This window comes from Botrimarina colliarenosi (assembly GCF_007859955.1).
Classification (GTDB): domain Bacteria; phylum Planctomycetota; class Planctomycetia; order Pirellulales; family Lacipirellulaceae; genus Botrimarina; species Botrimarina colliarenosi.
The window spans coordinates 429,380-446,404 of sequence record NZ_SJPR01000003.1; the positions used below are offsets into that span (position 1 = coordinate 429,380).

Here is a 17,025-nt window from a genome sequence, read left to right on the forward strand (position 1 = left end):
TTAAGGGGAGTCGTGGTCTAACGAAAGCGGGAAGGGTCAGCCGCTCAGCTGCGCTTAACGATGCCCGTGTCCATCGCTTGGTTCGTCTGGCGGTGCTTGCCGTGCTGTGAGACGAAGATCTCGGGGCTGAAGCCGGCGCCGCCCAACGCGTCGGGCGACAGGACCGACTCGCACAGCCGCAGCCAGGCGACCGTCGGCGCCATCGGGGCGAACTTGTCGTCGATATTCTTCTTCGCCTCGTCGGGTGAGACGCCGAACTCGTAAGCGCTGCCGAACAGATCGTAGCCGAGGGGGGCGGCATGGAACGTCGCCATCGCGAAGCAAACCATGACGTAGGCGGTGAAGGCCCCGATCGCGGCGCCACCGAAGTTGTCGACTTGTTCGGGGAAATTGACCCGGTTCTTCGACAGCCGGGCGGCGATCTCCTTCAGCACCCCGGTGACAATCGCGAAAGTAAGCCATAGCACGAAAAAGTCGAGCAGGTAGGTGTACGATCCGCCCGTCTTCTCGTCGATGAGAATCGTGAGCGGCTGATGCACTCCAAAGGCGGTGATCCCGCCGATGACGATCGCGATCAGCGAAATCAGGTTACTCCAGACCCCGTGCTGCACCATCATCGCGAGGGTGGCGAAGAAAACGATGCCGGCGATCGTGTAGAACATAAAAAGCAGCCTGAAACGATAGCGAGTGGAAGGGGGGAGAGAGCGTTAGCCTTGCAGGACGCGTTGGAGCTCTTGCAGCGAGGTGGCGCCCTTGGCCACGAGCAGGATGCCCTCTTCTTGCAGGGTGCGCATCCCCGCGGCGCGGGCCGCCTTGCGGAGGACGTCGATCTTCGGTTCTTTCATCAGCTTCTGCCGGAACTGGTCGTCGGGTTCCAGCAACTCGAAGATGGCGGTGCGCCCCTTGAAGCCGAGCCCCGAGCAGACCTTACACGGCTTGTCGATCTCCTCGCCCTTGGGCGTGCGGTAGAACTTGGCCACCTTGCCCGCGGGGATGCCGAGCTTCTTCAGCAGGGCGGGGGTCGCCTCGTACTCGACCCGGCAGGCGGTGCAGAGCTTGCGGATCAACCGTGTGTTGAGCACGCCGATCACGCCTTGCGCGAACTCTTTGTGAGGCGTCTTCTTCTTGAGCATCCGCAGGCACGCCTCGGCGGCGTCCTGGGCGTGGCAGGTCGTGACGACGAGCCGGTCGAGCTCGACCTCGTCCATCATCAGCTTGGCGGTGTCGACATCGACGAAATCACGGACCACCCAGACGTTGGGATACTTGCGCGATAAGCTCGGGATTAGCTTCGCGGGCGACTCCCCCTTCGCGGCGTCGTAGAAGTTTTGCGGGATGTTCTCGATGTCGGCCTGCGGGTCGGAGACTTCCTCGACGGACATGAAGTCGCGCATCAGCCGGTCGGTATCGAGCAGCGACACATCGACGGACGTGGTGAGCCCTCCCTCGGGCATCGCCGAGAAGACGATGACGCCCCGTTCGCTGTTCATGATCCGCAGCCACTGCTCGCGGAGCTTCTCTCGCATGCCGAGCTGCTCGAGCGTCGAGAAGCCCGACTGGCTGGTCCCGCCACGGAGCGAGACGACGACGCGTTCGCCGGTCTTGACGCCTTGGCTCGTGACTTCGCAGGTGTACTTCTTCTTGCCGAAGCCGGCGCCGAACTCGCCGTCTTGCTTCTTACGCCGTTCGCTGACGTTGAGGTTCGCCAGCTGCTTCATCACCGCGAGCATGACGTCGCCCGACTCGCGGTCGCGGGCTTCGCCCTCGTGCCAGACGCCGTCGATCATGTGGCGGGTGCTGACCACCTCCGCCGAGTAGTCCATCAGCACGCGGTTCGAGCCGCGGATGACCATGTCGGCGACCAACTCCTTCACGTGGACGTAGCCGGGCGACTGGCGGGCGGTGAGCAGGTTGGCTTGATCGGTCCGCTCGTCGCCGCCGCGGGCGATGAGGTCGACGTCGGGGCCACGGAGGTAGTCGGCCTTCTTCTCCGAGCCGATCTTTAGCCCGACCAAGTTGCCCACCTCGGAGAGCTGGTAGCGGAACCAGCTGCCGGTAAAGACGGTCTGGTGCGGCTCGACCGACTTGTTGTGGTGCACCGCGTAAGCGACGAACGGCACGAGCCACGCCAGTGACAACAGCACGACGCCGATCACGTAGTTCGGGATCAGCAGCATCACGAGGAAAGCGATGACAAACGGGGCCACCATCGCCGCGTTCCAGCCATTGAAGCCGAGACTGAAGATCTGGGCGTCGCGGTTGACCCAGTCGGCGGAGCGGACCCAGACCCAGAAGAGCAAGACGACCGGGAGCAGCTTGATCCACGAGACCGAAGGCTCGCTCTGGCGGTAGATCGAATGCTCGTCGTCCCACTCGTCGATGCCCGACACGGCGGCGGGCGCCGCTTCTCCCTCGGCGGCCTCGTTGGCGGCGGGGTCGGCTGCCGGCTCGGCGGGGGACTCGGCGGCCCGGTTGTTGCGGTTGTTGCCGCCGCCGGCCATCTCGTTCTGGATGTTCTGGGTCTCGAGGACCTCGCCGAGACCGATCTGCGCCGCCGCGTCGCCAATCGGCAGCGAAAGAAGTAACGCGGTGGCGATCGCCACCGCGCAGCACGGACGAGTCATCCGGATCATTCCCACTGCCATCAACGCCGTTGCCTTTTCTGAGTATGCCGCTTCAAAGAATGCCGCCCTGAGAGACGTCGATGCCCTTGAGGGCCATCTTGAGGGCTTCGCGGTTGGGGGCGACTTCCATCGCTGTCTCACGGTCGATCAGTTCCTTGTCCACCAGGCCCTTGAGGCTCTGGGTAAAGTCCTGCATGCCGTCCTCGGCGCCGATCCGGATCGCATCGCCGAGCTTCTCGTCTTCCTCTTCGAGGATCAGTTTGCGGATCATCGGCGTGAAGTTCATGATCTCGACCGTCGGCACCCGCGACACGCCCGGCTTGATGCTCTTGAGCAGCTTCTGGGCGACGATTCCCTTCATGTTGAAGGCGATCGCGCTGCGGAGCGCGGGGTGCATCTCTTGCGGGAAGAGGTCGAGGATACGGCCGATCGTCGAGGGAGCGCTCGACGCGTGGATCGTCCCGAACACCAAGTGACCCGTTTCGGCGGCGTGAATCGCCGTCATGAAGGTCTCTTTGTCACGCATCTCGCCGACGAGGATGATATCCGGGTCCTCGCGGACCGCGTGCTTCATACCGACCTCGAAGTCGATGACATCGAAGCCGATCTCACGCTGGTTGATCAGACACTTCTCCTCGGTGAAGACGAACTCAATCGGGTCTTCGAGCGTGAGGATGTGCTTGCGGTAGTTGGCGTTGATCCAGTTGAGCATCGAGCCGATCGTGGTCGACTTGCCCGAGCCCGTGACGCCCGCCAGGAGGATCATGCCCTGGTCGTAGGTGCAGAGGTCCTTCATCGTAGGGGGGAGATAGAGCCCCTCGAAGTCCGGGATGTGGGCGTTCACACGCCGCGCCACCAAGCCCATGTGGCCCAGCTGCTGGAGCAGGTTCACACGGAACCGCCAAGTGGTGTCGTCGACCTTCACCATGTGGGCGAAGTCGGCGCCGCCGTCGCGTTCGAAGATCTTGCGGTTACGGTCGTTCATCAGCGGCACGAGGAGGCTGACCATCTCCTCGTCGCTGATCGGTCCGCGTTGCAGCTCGCGGATGGTGCCGCCGACCCGGACCATCGGGGGATTGCCAACCTTCAGGTGGAGGTCGCTCGCCTCGTACTTGACGCAGGCGCGGAAGAGCTTGTTGACCTCCAACTCGGTGTTGATCGGCATGAAGCCGCTTTTTACAGCGTCGGCGACGATCGACATGATGTTTGCCCTCTTCGCGGGGGGGACCTTTCGGCAGCCGCCGGGGAGTTCCAGCCCCGGCCCGCCGCGGCGCGCACCCCAAGTCGGGGGGCGTCCAACGGACGGCAAGCCTGCAGTTTAACCACAAGCCGGGCGGTGTGCACCTTCCCGCCCGCCGGCGTTTCTGGCCCTCTTTCTAGGAAGAACCCCCGACTCCCCGGGGAAGAATCCAAGTCCACCCAAGCGAACCGTCTCAGAAGGTCGATCCCCTTGGGGGCTGCACCACGCCTTCCGCGGGTCGCCGTCTAGTTTGACCCGCCGGTAAAACCGGCGCAAACTCAATACTCCCCCCCGGCACGCCCCGGCGCAGCCGATCCGTCTACGAGCCCTCTTCGAGCCGTCTCATGAGCCGCACCGCTGTTTCCGCCCTCCTTGCCGGGCTCATGGTCCTGTTCACGGGGCTGATGGTCTTGGCCCAAGCCGGCCTCGCCACCGCCGCGCCGATGAACTTCTATTTTGTCGGGCCCGAGCTTTACCCCGACAGTTACAGCGTGGGCGGCAATTTTGGAGCCACCGTCGATACCGACGGGGCGACCGCCATCGTGGGCTCACGGGCCGGCGGCGCCGGCCTCGGATCGGGCTCCGCTTTCTTGTACGACGCGGCGTCCGCCTCGTCGCTCTACAAACTCGCTCCCGATGACGGCCTCGCCGGAGATCGGTTTGGCGACGCGGTCGCCGTCGCCGGCGCCTACGCCCTTGTTGGAGCGAATGGCTCGCTGGTGGGGAACGGCGCCGGCTCGGCCTATGTGTTCGATGTCGCCACGGGCGTCCAGTCTTGGAAACTGACCGCCGACGACGGCGCGTCGGGCGACAGCTTTGGCGACGCCGTCGATTTGGCGGGCAGCTTGGCCCTCGTGGGCGCCCCGCTTAGCGACGCGATGGGTATCAACAGCGGCGCGGCGTACGTCTTCGATGTCACGACCGGGACGCAATCGCAGAAGCTTGTCGCCGACGACATCGGGGATTTCAGCCAGTTTGGCTATTCCGTTTCGCTCGATGGGACGACCGCCCTGATTGGCTCGCGTATCGACGACGGCGACCCGCTGGGAACCGGCGCCGCTTACCTGTTCAACGCGACGACCGGCGACCAACTGCAGAAATTGACGCCGCCCGTCGCCACCACGGGCGATCGTTTCGGCGAAGCGGTCGCGCTGGAGGCGGGGATGGCGCTTGTCGGCGCCGCACGTGGCGGTGGCGGCCCGGGCGCCGCCTATCTGTACGACGCCGCCACGGGCGGCCTTCTACAGGAGTTCGTGCCGAGCGACGGCGCCTTTGGATTTAACTTCGGCGTCTCGGTCGCGTTGTGGGACGACATCGCCCTAATTGGCGCCAGTGGCGCTATCGTTGATGGGGTGGTGACGGGCGCGGTCTACGCGTTCGACACGGCGAGCGGCCAAGAGCTCGGCCGATTTGTCGATGCCTTCGGAGCCGCGGGTGACAATCTTGGCGTGGCGGTCGCTTACCAAGGCGGCAAGGCGGCCTTCGGGACATCGTTCTACAGCTTCTACGAACTCCGCGCCGGTACCGCCTTCCTGCTGGAGATTGGCGAGATCCCCGAGCCTTCGAGTGCCTTGCTGATGTTAACTCTGGTCGTTGGGACCACTATGCGGACGGCACGTCACGGCTGAACTCGCGTCGTGGGCTCGCTTTCGACGTTGGTGGTTGAGCAACGTAAGCCGTCGGTGCTAGCCGCGGGTGGCGTCACGACAGCGCCGACCGCATGAGACCGGTCCGTACAGCGAACTCTATAAGAGCCCGTCGAGCTCGTCGACGAGCCCCTCGAAGTAGTCGAGCGCCGTCGCGACCGGCGCCGGGCTCTCCATGTCGACGCCCGCGTCGCGTAGCAAGTCGAGCGGGTGCTTGCTGCAGCCTCCCTTGAGAAAGCCGAGGTAGGCGTCGAGCTCCACCTTGCCGCCCGACAGCACACGCTGCGACAGCGCGATCGCCGCCGACAGGCCGGTCGCGTACTTGTAGACGTAGAACGCGTTGTAGAAGTGCGGGATCCGCAGGCACTCCAGCTCCAGGCACTCGTCGACGACGAACTTGTCGCCGAAGTAGGCGTCCAAGAGCTCGCGGTAGGTCTTGCGGAACGACTCGAGCGTGAGCGGCTCGCCCGCCTCGGCCATCGCGTGGGTGAGGTGCTCGAACTCGGCGAACATCGTCTGCCGGACGATCGTGCCGCGGATGGCGTCGATTTCACGGTTCAGGAGGTAGGCGCGTTCCTGGTCGGTGCCGGCGCGCTCCATGAGGTAACGGCTGAGCAGCTGCTCGTTGAACGTGCTGGCGACTTCCGCCACGAAGATCGTGTAGTTGTAATAGTCGAAGGGCTGCGTCTTCGACGAGTACCAGCTGTGCATCGAGTGGCCCGCCTCGTGGGCGAGCGTGAAGACGTGGTCGAGCACGTCCGGCTGGTAGTTCATCAAGATGTACGGCGCGCCGTCGTACGACCCGGCCGAGAAGGCCCCGGAGTTCTTGCCCTTGTTCGGGTAACGGTCGCTCCAGCGGGCCGTGGTGAGGCCTTCCTGCAGCGTCGCGCAGTACTCGTCGCCGAGCGGCGCCAGTGACGCGATCACCGCCTTGACGGCCTGATCCCAGGTGTGGCGCTTGTCGAGCTCCGACAGGATCGGCACGTAGGTGTCGTACTGGTGCAGGTCCTTGAGCTTCATCTTGCGGCGACGCAGCTCAAGGTACTTGTGCACCGCCGGCAGCTTCGAGCGGACCGCGCCGACGAGGTTGTCGTAGACGCTTGTCGGCACGTTGTCGCTGAACAGCGACGCCTCGCGGGCCGACGCGAAGTTCCGCGCCTGGGCGTAGTAGACGTCGGTGAGGATCGATCCTTTGAGCGACGCGGCGAGCGCGTTCTCGTGGTCGGCGAACTCGTCGTAGAACTGGTGGAACGCCGCTTTGCGGACCTTCCGTTCGGGCGAATGGAGGAAGACGCTGAAGCTCGATTGGTTGAGCTCGACCGGCTTGCCCTTCTCGTTCTCGACCTCGCCGAACTTGAGGTCGGCGTCGGTCAGTTGGCGGAAGATCTGACCCGCCGAGCCCGCCATCTCGCTTTGCATCGCCAGCAGGCGTTCTTCGCCGTCGGAGAGCGTGTGCGGCTTGTAGCGCGCCATCCGCTCGAGTTTCAACCAGAAGGGTTTCAGTTCCTTGGCCGACAGCAATTTCTTGAGTTTGGCTTCGGAGAGGCTGAGAACCTCGGGCCGGATGAAGCTCGCCGCTTGCGCCGCGCGGCTGGCCGCGTTCTGGAGCCGACCGACCATCGCTTGGTAGGCGCTGTTGGCCTGGTCCTCGGTGGTCTTGAGCATCGCGTAGTAGCCGAGCCGTTCGCTTTCGCGGTCGAACTTGCTGTCGAACGTGAGGCACTTGGCGAGCTCGGCGGCGTCGGCGAGCTTCCCCTTGAAGGCGGCGTACTTAGGGATCTTCTTTTCCCAAGTGGCGAAGGCCGACTCCCACTCCGCGTCGGAGTTGAAGAGCGAGGAGAGGTCCCAGGTGTCGGCGACCTTTACCTTGTCACGCGTCGGCAGCTTCTTCATCACTCTTCCTGTCGTTCTAAAGTTGGGAACCACAAAGGCGCGAAGGACACGAAGAAAGGAAAAGAATGAGCTAGCCCACGAATCACACGAATAAGCACGAATGATTGATGTTGAGGGCAACAATTCGAGTTCATTCGTGTGATTCGTGGGCCAATAACTCTCTCCTTTACTTTGTGTCCTTCGTGCCCTTTGTGGTTTATTTGCTTCTAGAAGCTTACCACTTCCACAGCGCGGTGCCCCAGGAGAGGCCCGCGCCGAAGCCGCACATCAGGAGCTCGTCGCCCGCCATCACTTGCCCCGCGCGGAACGACTCGTCCAGCGCGATCGGGATCGATCCGGCGGAGGTGTTGCCGTAGCGGTCGAGGTGCTTCACGACGCGCTCGCGGGGCACGCCCATCGAGTCGGTCGCCGCGTCGAGGATGCGGGAGTTGGCTTGGTGCAGCAGCCAGAGCTTGACCGAGTCCTTGTCGCGGTCCGCGGCGGTGAGGACATGCTCGAACGTATCCTCCAGCAGTCGCACGGCCCACTTGAAGACCGGCCGGCCGTCCATCTCCATCAGCCAGGGGACACGGCCGTCGGCGTCGGCCGTAGCGCCGGGGTGGAAGGGCGTCTCGACCCCTCCCATGCGGCGCGTCAGCAGGTCGGCGCCCGAGCCGTCAGCGCCGAGCGTCGCGGCGAGCATTCCCTGCTCGTCGGAGCCCGCCGACAAGACGACCGCACCGCCGCCGTCGCCGAAGAGCGGGAAGGTCTTCTTGTCGTCGGGGTCGAGGACGCGCGTGTTGGTGTCGGCGCCGATCACCAAGACGTTCCGGCACGAGCCGGTCGCGATGAATTGGGCGCCGGTCACCAGGGCGTACATGAACCCCGCGCAAGCGGCGACGAGGTCCATCGCCGGGCACTCCAGCCCGAGCTGCTGCTGCACGGCGGTGGCCGTCTGCGGCAGTAGGCGATCAGGCGTAAAGGTGGCGAGCAGCAGGAGGTCGATCTGTGACGGGTCGACATCCGCGGCCGCGATCGCTTGGCGGGCCGCCCCGGTGGCGAGATGGCTGGTAGAGACGCCCGGTGGGGCGTGCCGTCGTTCGCGGATGCCGGTCCGCTGGATGATCCACTCGGGGTCACACCCCAAGCGGCCGAGGTCCTCGTTCGTCACAACCTGTTCAGGGACGCAACTACCGGTGCCGGCGATGCGGACACCCGTCAGGCGGAACAGCGGCCCCCGGCGGACCTGTTGCAGAACATCGGACATGCGTGGTGGGAAGCGGGCTGGCGAATCGGAGAGGACCGAGCAACCTAAGGCGAGACGCCCCCCGGCGGCAACCCCGCAGGACGCCCCGGCTCGCGCCCGGGGGGGTTACGCCGCCTTGCGACGGGGGCGCCCGACCCGTTCGTAGAGCCACGCTCCGCGGCGTTTGCCGACTTGCTTCACGGCGCCCATCTCGCGGAGGGCGTAAGCGGCCCGCTGAGCCATCCAGCGATGGGCGCTCATCGCCTCGGCGAGCTCCGCTGTGTCAAAGGTCTTGGGTAGTTTGCCGGGGACGAGTTGCCAGAGGTCGGCCGCCTTGGCGAAGCGGAGCGTCTCGCCGACGCTCGCCAGCCGTTGGTCGACGACCACATGATCGCCGCGACGCCATCGGCGGCGGCGGCCATGGCCGGGGCAGCGGACCTCTTCGACCTCCACCAGCGGTGTCTCGAGGGTGAGCCGCGGGTGGGGGAACGCCCTCGTGAAATGGACCAGCTCGTCGAACAGGTCGCCGGGCGCGCCGCGTTTGGGGCTCCAGCGTTGGCTGACGACTTCGCCGTCGACGCGGTCGAGCTTGATGATCCGTCGGCGGGCGACGATCGGCTTCACCACCAGAACGCGGTGCTCGTCGCAGAGCTTGCGGATCTTGTCGCGGATCGACGCGAGCCCCGCGTGCTGCACCTCGATCAACACGTCGCCCCGCACCACGTCGATGCGGTAACGCCCGAGGCGCACTTCGACTTCGCCGTCGTCGCCGGCGTAGTGCGCCTTGAGTTGTTGGTGGAGAGAGGTTTCCATGGCAGGGAACGCCCTCCGTGGCGTTCCGGGCGAAGAATTAAGAGAGCGATCCGTGACGATTGAGACGCCACGAAGGGCGTTCCCTACACCTCGACGCCCAGGTCCTCGACGGTGAACAGGGTCGTCAGCTCGTGGCCGGCGGCTTTGAACGCTTCGCGTCCCCCTTCGAGGCGGTCGACGATCGCCAGGACCCGCTCGACCTTCAGGCCTTCGGCCTCGCAGAGTTCGATCGCCTTGAGGCTCGACGCGCCAGTCGTCACGACGTCTTCGACGATGACGATCGACTCTCCGGCGCTGTAGGGGCCTTCGACCTGCTTGCCCTTGCCGTGCTCCTTGGGCTCCTTGCGGACCATCACGCCACGGAGTGAGTAGCCGCGGATGCCGGCGGTGGTGAGGATCGCGGCGGTGATCGGGTCGGCGCCGATCGCCATGCCGCCGACGAGCTTGGGCCCTTGGCCCATCTTTAGCCGCATCTCGCCGATCAGGTCGAGCATGCCGTCGCCGATGAGCTTCGCCCCGCGGGCGTCGAGGGTCACTTTCCGGCAGTCGAGGTAGTAGGACGCCTTCTTTCCCGAGGCGAGGGTGAAGTCACCGAACTCCAGGGCGGCGTTGCGGATGAGCTTGGCGAGGGCGTCGCGGTCGTACATGTGGGGGCGTGGCTTGGGGCGTGAGTCGTGAGGGAGGCCTACTGGCCCTCTTGAGCGGCGACGGCTTGGGCGCCTTCGTAGGCATTGACCCGATCGGCGTAGCCGTCGAAGTGGGCCCGTCGTTGGGCGTCCCCATCGTCGTGGAAAAGATGCCCGGCGAGCAGCCCCCTTAAGAGGCCCCGGTCGGAACAGCCCCCGGCGGCAGCGCAGCCAATCGCTGAGCCGACCACCAGCAGGGCTCGTAAACGAGTCGATCCCATCGTCACCGCCCTCACGGAACAGATTGCTATCGACGCAACGTGACGGTTGAGCCGACCGAGAGGATGTCGTACAGGTCCGCCAAGTCGTTCGACGCGATCGTAAGTCGGCCGCGGGAGCCAACCGGGGGCGTTGGGCCGGCGCTTAGCTCCACCTGTTCGCCGGTGGAACTCTCGAGCACGACTTTCGGACCGGCGCCGATAATCGGCTGGTCGGGGGCGTCGAGCCGTTTCTGGCCCACTCGCCACTCACCGGTCGGGGGGGCCTGTCCTTCGACGCGGATCGGGAACCGGCCGGCGTAGCGCTCGTCAAGCAGCACCACGAGCTCGCCGCGCGCCAGGTCGACTTCGGCGTCGAACGGCCCCCGCATCACTTTGAGCGGTTGGCCCGGCTGGACCGCGTCGGTGGACGCGACGCCGTTGATCTTCGCCAGCAGCTGCCAGGGGACGTTGTAGTCTTCGGCGATTGTCGCCAGGGTCTCGCCCGGCTGCACCGTGTGGGCGGGCTCGAGCAGGTGCTCGGTGGAGTAGACGACCGTGCCCGCTAGCTGACCTAGCAGCGTCTCGACGCGGCCCCGTTGCTCAGGAGACAGGTTCGGTTCGGCCCGCCACTGCGACAGCATCCGGTGGGCGCGGGGTAGTTCGTTGCGCTCGAGCGCCATCTCGACGGCCTGCCAAGCGGCGTCGAAACCGGGCGCCGACGGGACGGCGGCCTGACCGGGCGGCGACGAGACCGAGTTCGCGGTCTGGAGCGACGGGACGCGGCCGGTGATCGTCGGCGAGGTGACGGTGGCGGCGTTGTCGCCGTAGTTGGCTTGGGGGATCGAAGCGGGGAGCGGCAGCGCTTGGTTGCTCGACGTCGTTTGATTCGCAGAAGTCGACGGCGTCGCGCCGGGCTGCGTCGCGAGTTCCGAGCCGACCGGGACCCCTTGGATCGGCGGCAAGTCATTGGTCGGGGGCGCTGGCTTTGCGTTGCCCGAGCCAGGCAGACTCGGCAGCGCTGGGAAAGCCGGCGTCGCCGCGGGCGTGGCGGCCTTCGGTTCGGTGCTCGAATCGGCCCAGCTCGGCGCCGAGCGGGCTTCGAGGCTGGTGTCTTCGGCCGACGTGTCGCCTTCCCAAGCCGGGGGCTCGTCGCCGGCGTCCTCGGAAGCGGCGCCCCAGCCCTCGTTGAGAGCGACGGGCGGCCCTTCGTTGATCTTGAAGGCCAGGAACACACCGAGCGCCGCTAGCACGGCGATCGTAGCGAGGGGGCGGATCGTGCTCATCGCGATAAACGGGGGAGGCTGTAGGTTGGCGCCGGGGCGAGCGCCACCGATGGCGCCGCGCAGAACCTCTTCGGGGCGGAAAGTAGGCGATCCCCCCGAACCGGGCCATGCCAATCCTGCGGCGCGTCGTCTCGCCATGCTGGCGCCGTCGCGTACAACTACCGTAGCCCGCCATGTCCCCTTCCCAGCCAATCGCCGCCCGCCGCCGAATGACGCTCACTATCGCCGTGATTCTAGTTCTGACGCCTTTCGTGCTGGTGGCCATGCTGATCGACGACTGGTCACGCGACCTCAACACGAACACCGCCGCCACCGCGCCCGCCGCCAAAGACAAGAGGCTTCGGCCGGTCGAGGCGACCACGACGCTACAGGCGGCCGATACGACGATCGACCGTTTCCTCGACGCGCACGCCAACTGGCGCCGCGCCGACGAGAAGCCGTTGCCGGACGATTCACCAATCCGCAAGATCGCCGACGGCCAGTTCACGGTGCGGCATCTGGTCCGCTCGACGTCGCTTTGGAAGTTCAAGGACGATGTCTGGGTGGTGATCGAGGACCGCGGCGACGGCGTCCTGCGTCTGCACGGCGACAGCCGCTCGCGGCTCGGCAAAGGGGACCTCGGTCAGAACCCCCGCAACCTCGGTGAACTATTCGGTTTTCTCCGCGACGCCTTCGAGTAACGGACCGCCCGGCGGCAGCAGCGATTGCAGGGGGCATCCCTCGCAACGCGGCCGAGGCGATCGGCAGTGTTCGACTCCCACCCGCACCAGCAGGGCGTGCGCTTCGGCATAAACCGCCGCGTCGGCCGGCAATCGCCGGCGCCAGAACGTTGCAACCTCGTCGTACTTCGCCCCCGCGTCGTCCCAGCCGTGGCGCCGCATCACGCGGCGTTTGTAGGCGTCGACAACAAACAGCGGCGCCCCGCCGGCGTAGAGCAGGATCGCGTCAGCCGTCTCCGGCCCGACGCCACGAACGCCGAGCAGCTGCGTACGCCGCCGCTGCGCGACGCGACGGTCTTCGACCCCTTCGAGCAGCGAATCGATCGAACCGTTGAACTCTTCAACAAGAAACGCCGTGAGCGCTTGGAGCCGTTCGGCTTTCACCCGAGGCGGCCCGGCCGAACGGATGAGCGCCGCGAGCCGGTCACGCTCCATTGCACCGATAGCGGCGACCGACGTCGCATCGGCTTGTTCCAGCGAGGCGATCGCCCGGAGCACGTTTTTCCAAGACGTGTGCTGCACGAGCACCGCGCCGACGGCGATCTCCCACGCGTCGGCGACGCCATCGCGCGTGGCGGCTGGCCACCAGCCTTGCGGGCCGTAGGCGTCGTGGAGTTGTCGGTAGGCTCTTCGGATCGTTGACACGGCGAGCGGTTGCGGGCGTCACGTTGGCGGAGAGTGGTCGCTGTGACGAGAAAGTCAAGCCGCATTTCACGACTTCTTCGAGCTTCGTGTTTCTCTCTTTGTCCTCCTCTAGCCGAAGGTATAATCGGGGTGTCGGCCAGGGAGGACCACCCGCTCATGCGGAGCGGCGCCCTCCGGGCCGAGACGGCCGCGCAGAGTCTCCCGAGGCGTCGCGTTCCTCACGAACGTGACGCTTCGTCCATTTTATCACTACCCGTGTCACTACCCGATCGCGTCGTGCTGTCAGTCCGCCCAAAGATCGCTGAGCTCGTCATGCAGCTCTACGGCCGACCGCTCCACCCGGAGCTGTTCGAGGTCTTTGCGCAGAAGCGGCTCGAGCGAGGCAAGGTGGCGCCGCCGCCGCGAGTGGTGACGGCCGCGGATGTCGTCGCTGACGAAGAGGCGCACCGCGACGCGACCGGCTACGAGGCGGTGATCCAGATCACTAGCGCCGGCCACGTCGTCCGCTGGCGCCAAGGGGGGATGACCCTCACCGAGGTCTGTGCGTCGTCGCACCAGCCCCTGCCGACACGGCGACGGCTCATGTCGCACCGCCTGGAAGGGGAACGGACCGAACGCGTCGAATGCCGTGGTGGCGTCGTCTATGAGACGAATCTAGCGCTCGAGACCGCTTCTACCGAGGCGCTCCAGTCGTACCAGCAAGAGTTCGACCTGATGAGCCTCCAGGGAAGTTCGCTCCCCACGGGGGGCGGCGGCAGCGCCCTGCTGCACCGCTTCGAGGCGAGCGGCCGGGCGGGCGTTTCGCTGGGCGCTATCAGCTTTGTCGACGTCCAGGCCCGCGACCTCTCGCTCCGCATCCGGGCGTTGCACACGTTCCCGGACGACCACGCCGTTGTGAAGACGGAGAGCGTCTTCCGCCTGCCGGAGTGAACGCCAAGTCACCAAGAGCGCCAAGGAAGACTAGACAGGATCAACTCGATTCACAGGATAAGAACGAAGAAGTCTTATCCCGTTGATCCTGCAAATCCGGTCGAAAGAACACTTCTTGGCGTCTTGGCGGTCCCGACTCTTCGGGCCCCGTCGCGGCGGAGCGGGGGCATCCGTTAGGATACCGGGCTTGGCGGGGCTGCCGCGTCGAGGACGACGCGGCTCGCTACCTTCCTGCCGACTGCCCGCTGTCTAACGCTCGCCGCCGATGAAAACCGACGAACTCCGCGAGAAGTACCTCGCTTTCTACGAGTCCAAGGGCCACACCCGCGTCGCTAGCGACGTGCTGGTCCCCACGTGGGACCCCTCGGTGCTGTTCACCCCGGCGGGGATGAACCAGTTCAAGGACCACTTCCTCGGCAAGGTCAAGCTCGACTACACGCGGGCCACCACCTGCCAGAAGTGCCTCCGCACCGGCGACATCGACAACGTCGGCCGCACGCCGCGGCACCACACGTTCTTCGAGATGCTGGGCAACTTCAGCTTCGGCGACTACTTCAAGCGGGACGCCATCCACTGGGCGTGGGAGTTCCTCACCGACAAGAAGTGGCTCGGCCTGCCCGCGGCGCAGCTGTCGGTCACCGTCTACAAGGACGACAAAGAGGCGGCCGATATCTGGAACCGCGAGATCGGTCTGCCGATGTCGCGGATCTCGTTCGAGGAAGAGGACGAGAACTTCTGGCCCGCCAGCGCCCCGAGCCAGGGGCCCGACGGCGTCTGTGGCCCGTGTAGCGAGATCTACTACACCGCGCCGCTGGCCGAGGGGGGCCCACCTCACAAGGGAAGATGGGCCGAGCCGCTGGAGATCTGGAACCTCGTCTTCACGCAGTTCAACCGCGTCGGCGACCCGCCGAATAACCTGCAGCCGCTGCCGAGCAAGAACATCGACACCGGCATGGGTCTCGAGCGCACCGCCGCGGTGCTGCAGGGGGTCCCGACGAACTACCACATCGATTCGCTGATGCCGCTGGTGCAGGCGGCCGCCGAGGTGTGCGGCGTCAAGTACGAGCTCAATAGCGAAGACGGCCGCCGGCTGCGTCGGATCTCCGACCACGTGCGGGCCTGTACGTTCGCCGTGCACGAAAACGTCTACCCGGGCCCGAACAAGGAGAAGTACGTCGTCAAGCGACTGCTCCGCCGGGCGGTGCTGGATGGCCATCAGATGGGCGTCCACGACCCGTTCCTCTACAAGCTTGTGCCGACCGTGGCCGAGCTGATGAAGGCCGCCTACCCCGACCTCGCCGAGACGACGCAGCGCGTCGCCAGCGTCATCGAGAAGGAAGAGTCGAACTTCTTCGGCACGATTGACGGCGGCCTCAATCGTATCGGCCGCGTCTTCGACGAGATCCGCAAGGACAACCGCACCGCGGTCGATGGCGTCGTCGCCGCCGAGCTCTACCAGACCTATGGCGTTCCGCCCGAGCTGTTCGAGAGTCTCGCCGCCGAGCAGCACCTCGCCTTCGACTGGGACGGCTACCGCCGCGCGATGGCGGAGCACGCCGAGGACTCCGGCAAGCTGGTCCATACCGTGATGGGCGCGAAGGGGCCGATCGATTCGCTGAAGCAGGCGCTCGACGCCACCGAGTTCGTTGGCTACGGCACGACCGAGGCGACCGCGAAGATCGTCGGCGTCGTGACCGGTGCTGGCGGTAATCAGCAGCTCGCCGAGTCCCTCCAGCAGGGCGAAGCGGCCGTGCTAGTGCTCGACAGCACCCCGTTCTACGGCGAGAGCGGCGGCCAGGTGGGCGACACCGGCACGCTAACGGGCGAGGGCTTCGTCTTCTCGGTGACCGACACCCAGAAAGATGGCTCGCTGTTCTTGCATCGCGGGGTGCTGCTCAAGGGGTCGCTCGACACGGGGGATGACGTCATCGCCAAGGTGAACGAGGACCGCCGCGACGCTATCCGACGCGCGCACTCGGCGACGCACCTCTTGCACTGGGCCCTCCAGAAGACACTCGGCTCACACGCGCAGCAGCAAGGGTCGAAGGTCGACGCCGATTGGCTGCGGTTCGACTTCACGAATCTGTCGGCGGTCGAGCCGGAGCAGCTCGCGACGATCGCGGCCGATGTCGAGGCTTGTGTCGCCGCCGCCGGCGCCGTGAAGTGCGAAACCCTGCCGCTCGCCGATGCGCGGCAGGCGGGCGCCATGATGCTCTTCGGCGAGAAGTACCCCGACCCCGTACGGATGGTCTCGATGGGGCCGCTCGCCAGCGGCGACGCCTTTAGCCGCGAGCTGTGCGGTGGCACGCACCTGACGAATACCGGCGAGGTGGGCGTCTTCGAGCTGGTGGCCGAGGAGGGAGTCTCCGCCGGAACACGACGGATCACCGCGGTGACCGGCGAACGGGCCAAAGCGAACCGCCAGGAGGTCGTGGCCGCTCTAGCGGAGACGGCGAGAACGCTCGGCGTCGCCGAGGAGACCGTCGTCGAAGCGGTCGGTCGGCTGCTCGCACGGCAGCGGGCGTTGAAGAAGAAAATCTCCGGTGGTGGCGCCGCGAAGGCCGAGCAGGCCCAGATCCGCGGCGCGAAACTCGAGTCCTACGCCCAGCGGCGGGCTGCGCTAGCCGACGCGGCGCGGCAGCTCTCGGTCGCTCCGACCGAGGTGGCCCCGCGGTGCGCTGCGTTGATGGCGGAGATTGAGAAACTCGAAGCCCAGGTCAAGCAGCGTGACGCCGCCGGGCCCCTCGACGCCGACACGCTGCTCGCCAAGGCCGAGGTTATCGATGGCGTCACGGTCCTGATCGCCGAGACGCCGGGCGTCGCGGCGCCCCTGATGCGGCAGCTGATCGACGCGGTGCGGCAGAAGACGTCGTCGGCCGCGGTGCTGCTCGCCTCTGCCGAGGGGGACGACAAGGTGACCCTCATCGCCGGCATCACAAAGGACCTGCAAGACCGCGGCCTCAGCGCCGGTAAGTGGATCGGACCGGTGGCGAAAGCCGTCGGCGGAGGCGGTGGCGGCCGCCCCGATCTGGCCCAAGCCGGCGGCAAGGACCCCAGCAAGATCGCCGAAGCGATCGCCACGGCCCGCGAGACGATCGTGCCAATGCTCGGCGCCTAACGA

14 protein-coding genes are annotated in these 17,025 nt (G+C 66.1%); 4 read left to right on the forward strand and 10 right to left on the reverse strand.

Annotated features, from left to right (window positions below):
* Positions 1-44: 44 nt before the first annotated feature.
* From Pla108_RS13420 to Pla108_RS13430, 3 genes are read right to left on the reverse strand one after another with little or no spacing between them, the layout of a single operon-like run.
* On the reverse strand, positions 45-662 hold the full coding sequence (locus Pla108_RS13420) for a CvpA family protein (RefSeq protein ID WP_146445464.1): 618 nt from the start codon (positions 660-662) through the stop codon (positions 45-47).
* Between the two features lie 45 nt (positions 663-707).
* Positions 708-2,624, reverse strand: a complete 1,917-nt coding sequence (locus Pla108_RS13425) for an ATPase, T2SS/T4P/T4SS family (protein WP_146445465.1) — start codon at positions 2,622-2,624, stop codon at positions 708-710.
* Between the two features lie 52 nt (positions 2,625-2,676).
* Complete coding sequence (locus Pla108_RS13430; RefSeq protein WP_146445466.1) at positions 2,677-3,825, reverse strand: type IV pilus twitching motility protein PilT; 1,149 nt, start codon at positions 3,823-3,825, stop codon at positions 2,677-2,679.
* 383 nt (positions 3,826-4,208) lie between these two features.
* Here Pla108_RS13430 and Pla108_RS13435 point away from each other — a divergent pair, with 383 nt between their 5' ends.
* Positions 4,209-5,492 carry an FG-GAP repeat protein gene (locus Pla108_RS13435; protein ID WP_146445467.1) on the forward strand — a complete coding sequence of 428 codons (1,284 nt, stop codon included), beginning with the start codon at positions 4,209-4,211 and terminating at the stop codon, positions 5,490-5,492.
* Between the two features lie 117 nt (positions 5,493-5,609).
* Here the strand turns inward: Pla108_RS13435 and pepF are convergent, their stop codons facing one another.
* The 6 genes from pepF to Pla108_RS13465 form a co-directional block, all read right to left on the reverse strand.
* On the reverse strand, positions 5,610-7,403 hold the full coding sequence (gene pepF, locus Pla108_RS13440) for an oligoendopeptidase F (protein WP_146445468.1): 1,794 nt from the start codon (positions 7,401-7,403) through the stop codon (positions 5,610-5,612).
* A 214-nt stretch (positions 7,404-7,617) separates the two neighbouring features.
* Positions 7,618-8,649, reverse strand: coding sequence for a beta-ketoacyl-ACP synthase III (locus tag Pla108_RS13445; RefSeq protein ID WP_146445469.1), 1,032 nt, complete (start codon positions 8,647-8,649; stop codon positions 7,618-7,620).
* 105 nt (positions 8,650-8,754) lie between these two features.
* Positions 8,755-9,441 (reverse strand): hypothetical protein, encoded by a 687-nt coding sequence (locus tag Pla108_RS13450; RefSeq protein ID WP_146445470.1) that lies wholly within the window; start codon positions 9,439-9,441, stop codon positions 8,755-8,757.
* Between the two features lie 83 nt (positions 9,442-9,524).
* Entirely contained in the window at positions 9,525-10,088 is a 564-nt protein-coding gene (gene pyrE, locus Pla108_RS13455) for an orotate phosphoribosyltransferase (RefSeq protein WP_146445471.1), read from the reverse strand.
* 38 nt (positions 10,089-10,126) lie between these two features.
* Entirely contained in the window at positions 10,127-10,348 is a 222-nt protein-coding gene (locus Pla108_RS13460) for a hypothetical protein (RefSeq protein ID WP_146445472.1), read from the reverse strand.
* A 26-nt stretch (positions 10,349-10,374) separates the two neighbouring features.
* On the reverse strand, positions 10,375-11,748 hold the full coding sequence (locus Pla108_RS13465; protein WP_146445473.1) for a LysM peptidoglycan-binding domain-containing protein: 1,374 nt from the start codon (positions 11,746-11,748) through the stop codon (positions 10,375-10,377).
* A gap of 35 nt (positions 11,749-11,783) precedes the next feature.
* Between Pla108_RS13465 and Pla108_RS13470 the strand changes: the two genes are divergently transcribed.
* A complete protein-coding gene (locus Pla108_RS13470) occupies positions 11,784-12,290 on the forward strand; it encodes a DUF1499 domain-containing protein (RefSeq protein WP_146445474.1) in 507 nt (168 codons plus the stop codon).
* Here Pla108_RS13470 and Pla108_RS13475 read toward each other — a convergent pair.
* Positions 12,258-12,974, reverse strand: coding sequence for an endonuclease III domain-containing protein (locus tag Pla108_RS13475; protein WP_146445475.1), 717 nt, complete (start codon positions 12,972-12,974; stop codon positions 12,258-12,260). The genes Pla108_RS13470 and Pla108_RS13475 overlap by 33 nt on opposite strands.
* A 276-nt stretch (positions 12,975-13,250) precedes the next feature.
* Here Pla108_RS13475 and Pla108_RS13480 point away from each other — a divergent pair, with 276 nt between their 5' ends.
* Complete coding sequence (locus Pla108_RS13480; RefSeq protein ID WP_146445605.1) at positions 13,251-13,904, forward strand: DUF2617 family protein; 654 nt, start codon at positions 13,251-13,253, stop codon at positions 13,902-13,904.
* Between the two features lie 265 nt (positions 13,905-14,169).
* Positions 14,170-17,022 carry an alanine--tRNA ligase gene (alaS, locus tag Pla108_RS13485; protein ID WP_146445476.1) on the forward strand — a complete coding sequence of 951 codons (2,853 nt, stop codon included), beginning with the start codon at positions 14,170-14,172 and terminating at the stop codon, positions 17,020-17,022.
* Positions 17,023-17,025 lie beyond the last annotated feature (3 nt).

Bases quoted from the DNA above. Each gene is read 5' to 3' on its own strand.
- Pla108_RS13425 (WP_146445465.1), bottom strand. From the start codon at position 2,624: ATGACTCGTCCGTGCTGCGCGGTGGCGATCGCCACCGCGTTACTTCTT.
- Pla108_RS13465 (WP_146445473.1), bottom strand. From the start codon at position 11,748: ATGGCGAGACGACGCGCCGCAGGATTGGCATGGCCCGGTTCGGGGGGA.
- Pla108_RS13470 (WP_146445474.1), top strand. From the start codon at position 11,784: ATGTCCCCTTCCCAGCCAATCGCCGCCCGCCGCCGAATGACGCTCACT.
- Pla108_RS13435 (WP_146445467.1), top strand. From the start codon at position 4,209: ATGAGCCGCACCGCTGTTTCCGCCCTCCTTGCCGGGCTCATGGTCCTG.
- pepF (WP_146445468.1), bottom strand. From the start codon at position 7,403: ATGAAGAAGCTGCCGACGCGTGACAAGGTAAAGGTCGCCGACACCTGG.
- Pla108_RS13445 (WP_146445469.1), bottom strand. From the start codon at position 8,649: ATGTCCGATGTTCTGCAACAGGTCCGCCGGGGGCCGCTGTTCCGCCTG.
- Pla108_RS13430 (WP_146445466.1), bottom strand. From the start codon at position 3,825: ATGTCGATCGTCGCCGACGCTGTAAAAAGCGGCTTCATGCCGATCAAC.
- Pla108_RS13450 (WP_146445470.1), bottom strand. From the start codon at position 9,441: ATGGAAACCTCTCTCCACCAACAACTCAAGGCGCACTACGCCGGCGAC.
- alaS (WP_146445476.1), top strand. From the start codon at position 14,170: ATGAAAACCGACGAACTCCGCGAGAAGTACCTCGCTTTCTACGAGTCC.
- Pla108_RS13420 (WP_146445464.1), bottom strand. From the start codon at position 662: ATGTTCTACACGATCGCCGGCATCGTTTTCTTCGCCACCCTCGCGATG.
- pyrE (WP_146445471.1), bottom strand. From the start codon at position 10,088: ATGTACGACCGCGACGCCCTCGCCAAGCTCATCCGCAACGCCGCCCTG.
- Pla108_RS13460 (WP_146445472.1), bottom strand. From the start codon at position 10,348: ATGGGATCGACTCGTTTACGAGCCCTGCTGGTGGTCGGCTCAGCGATT.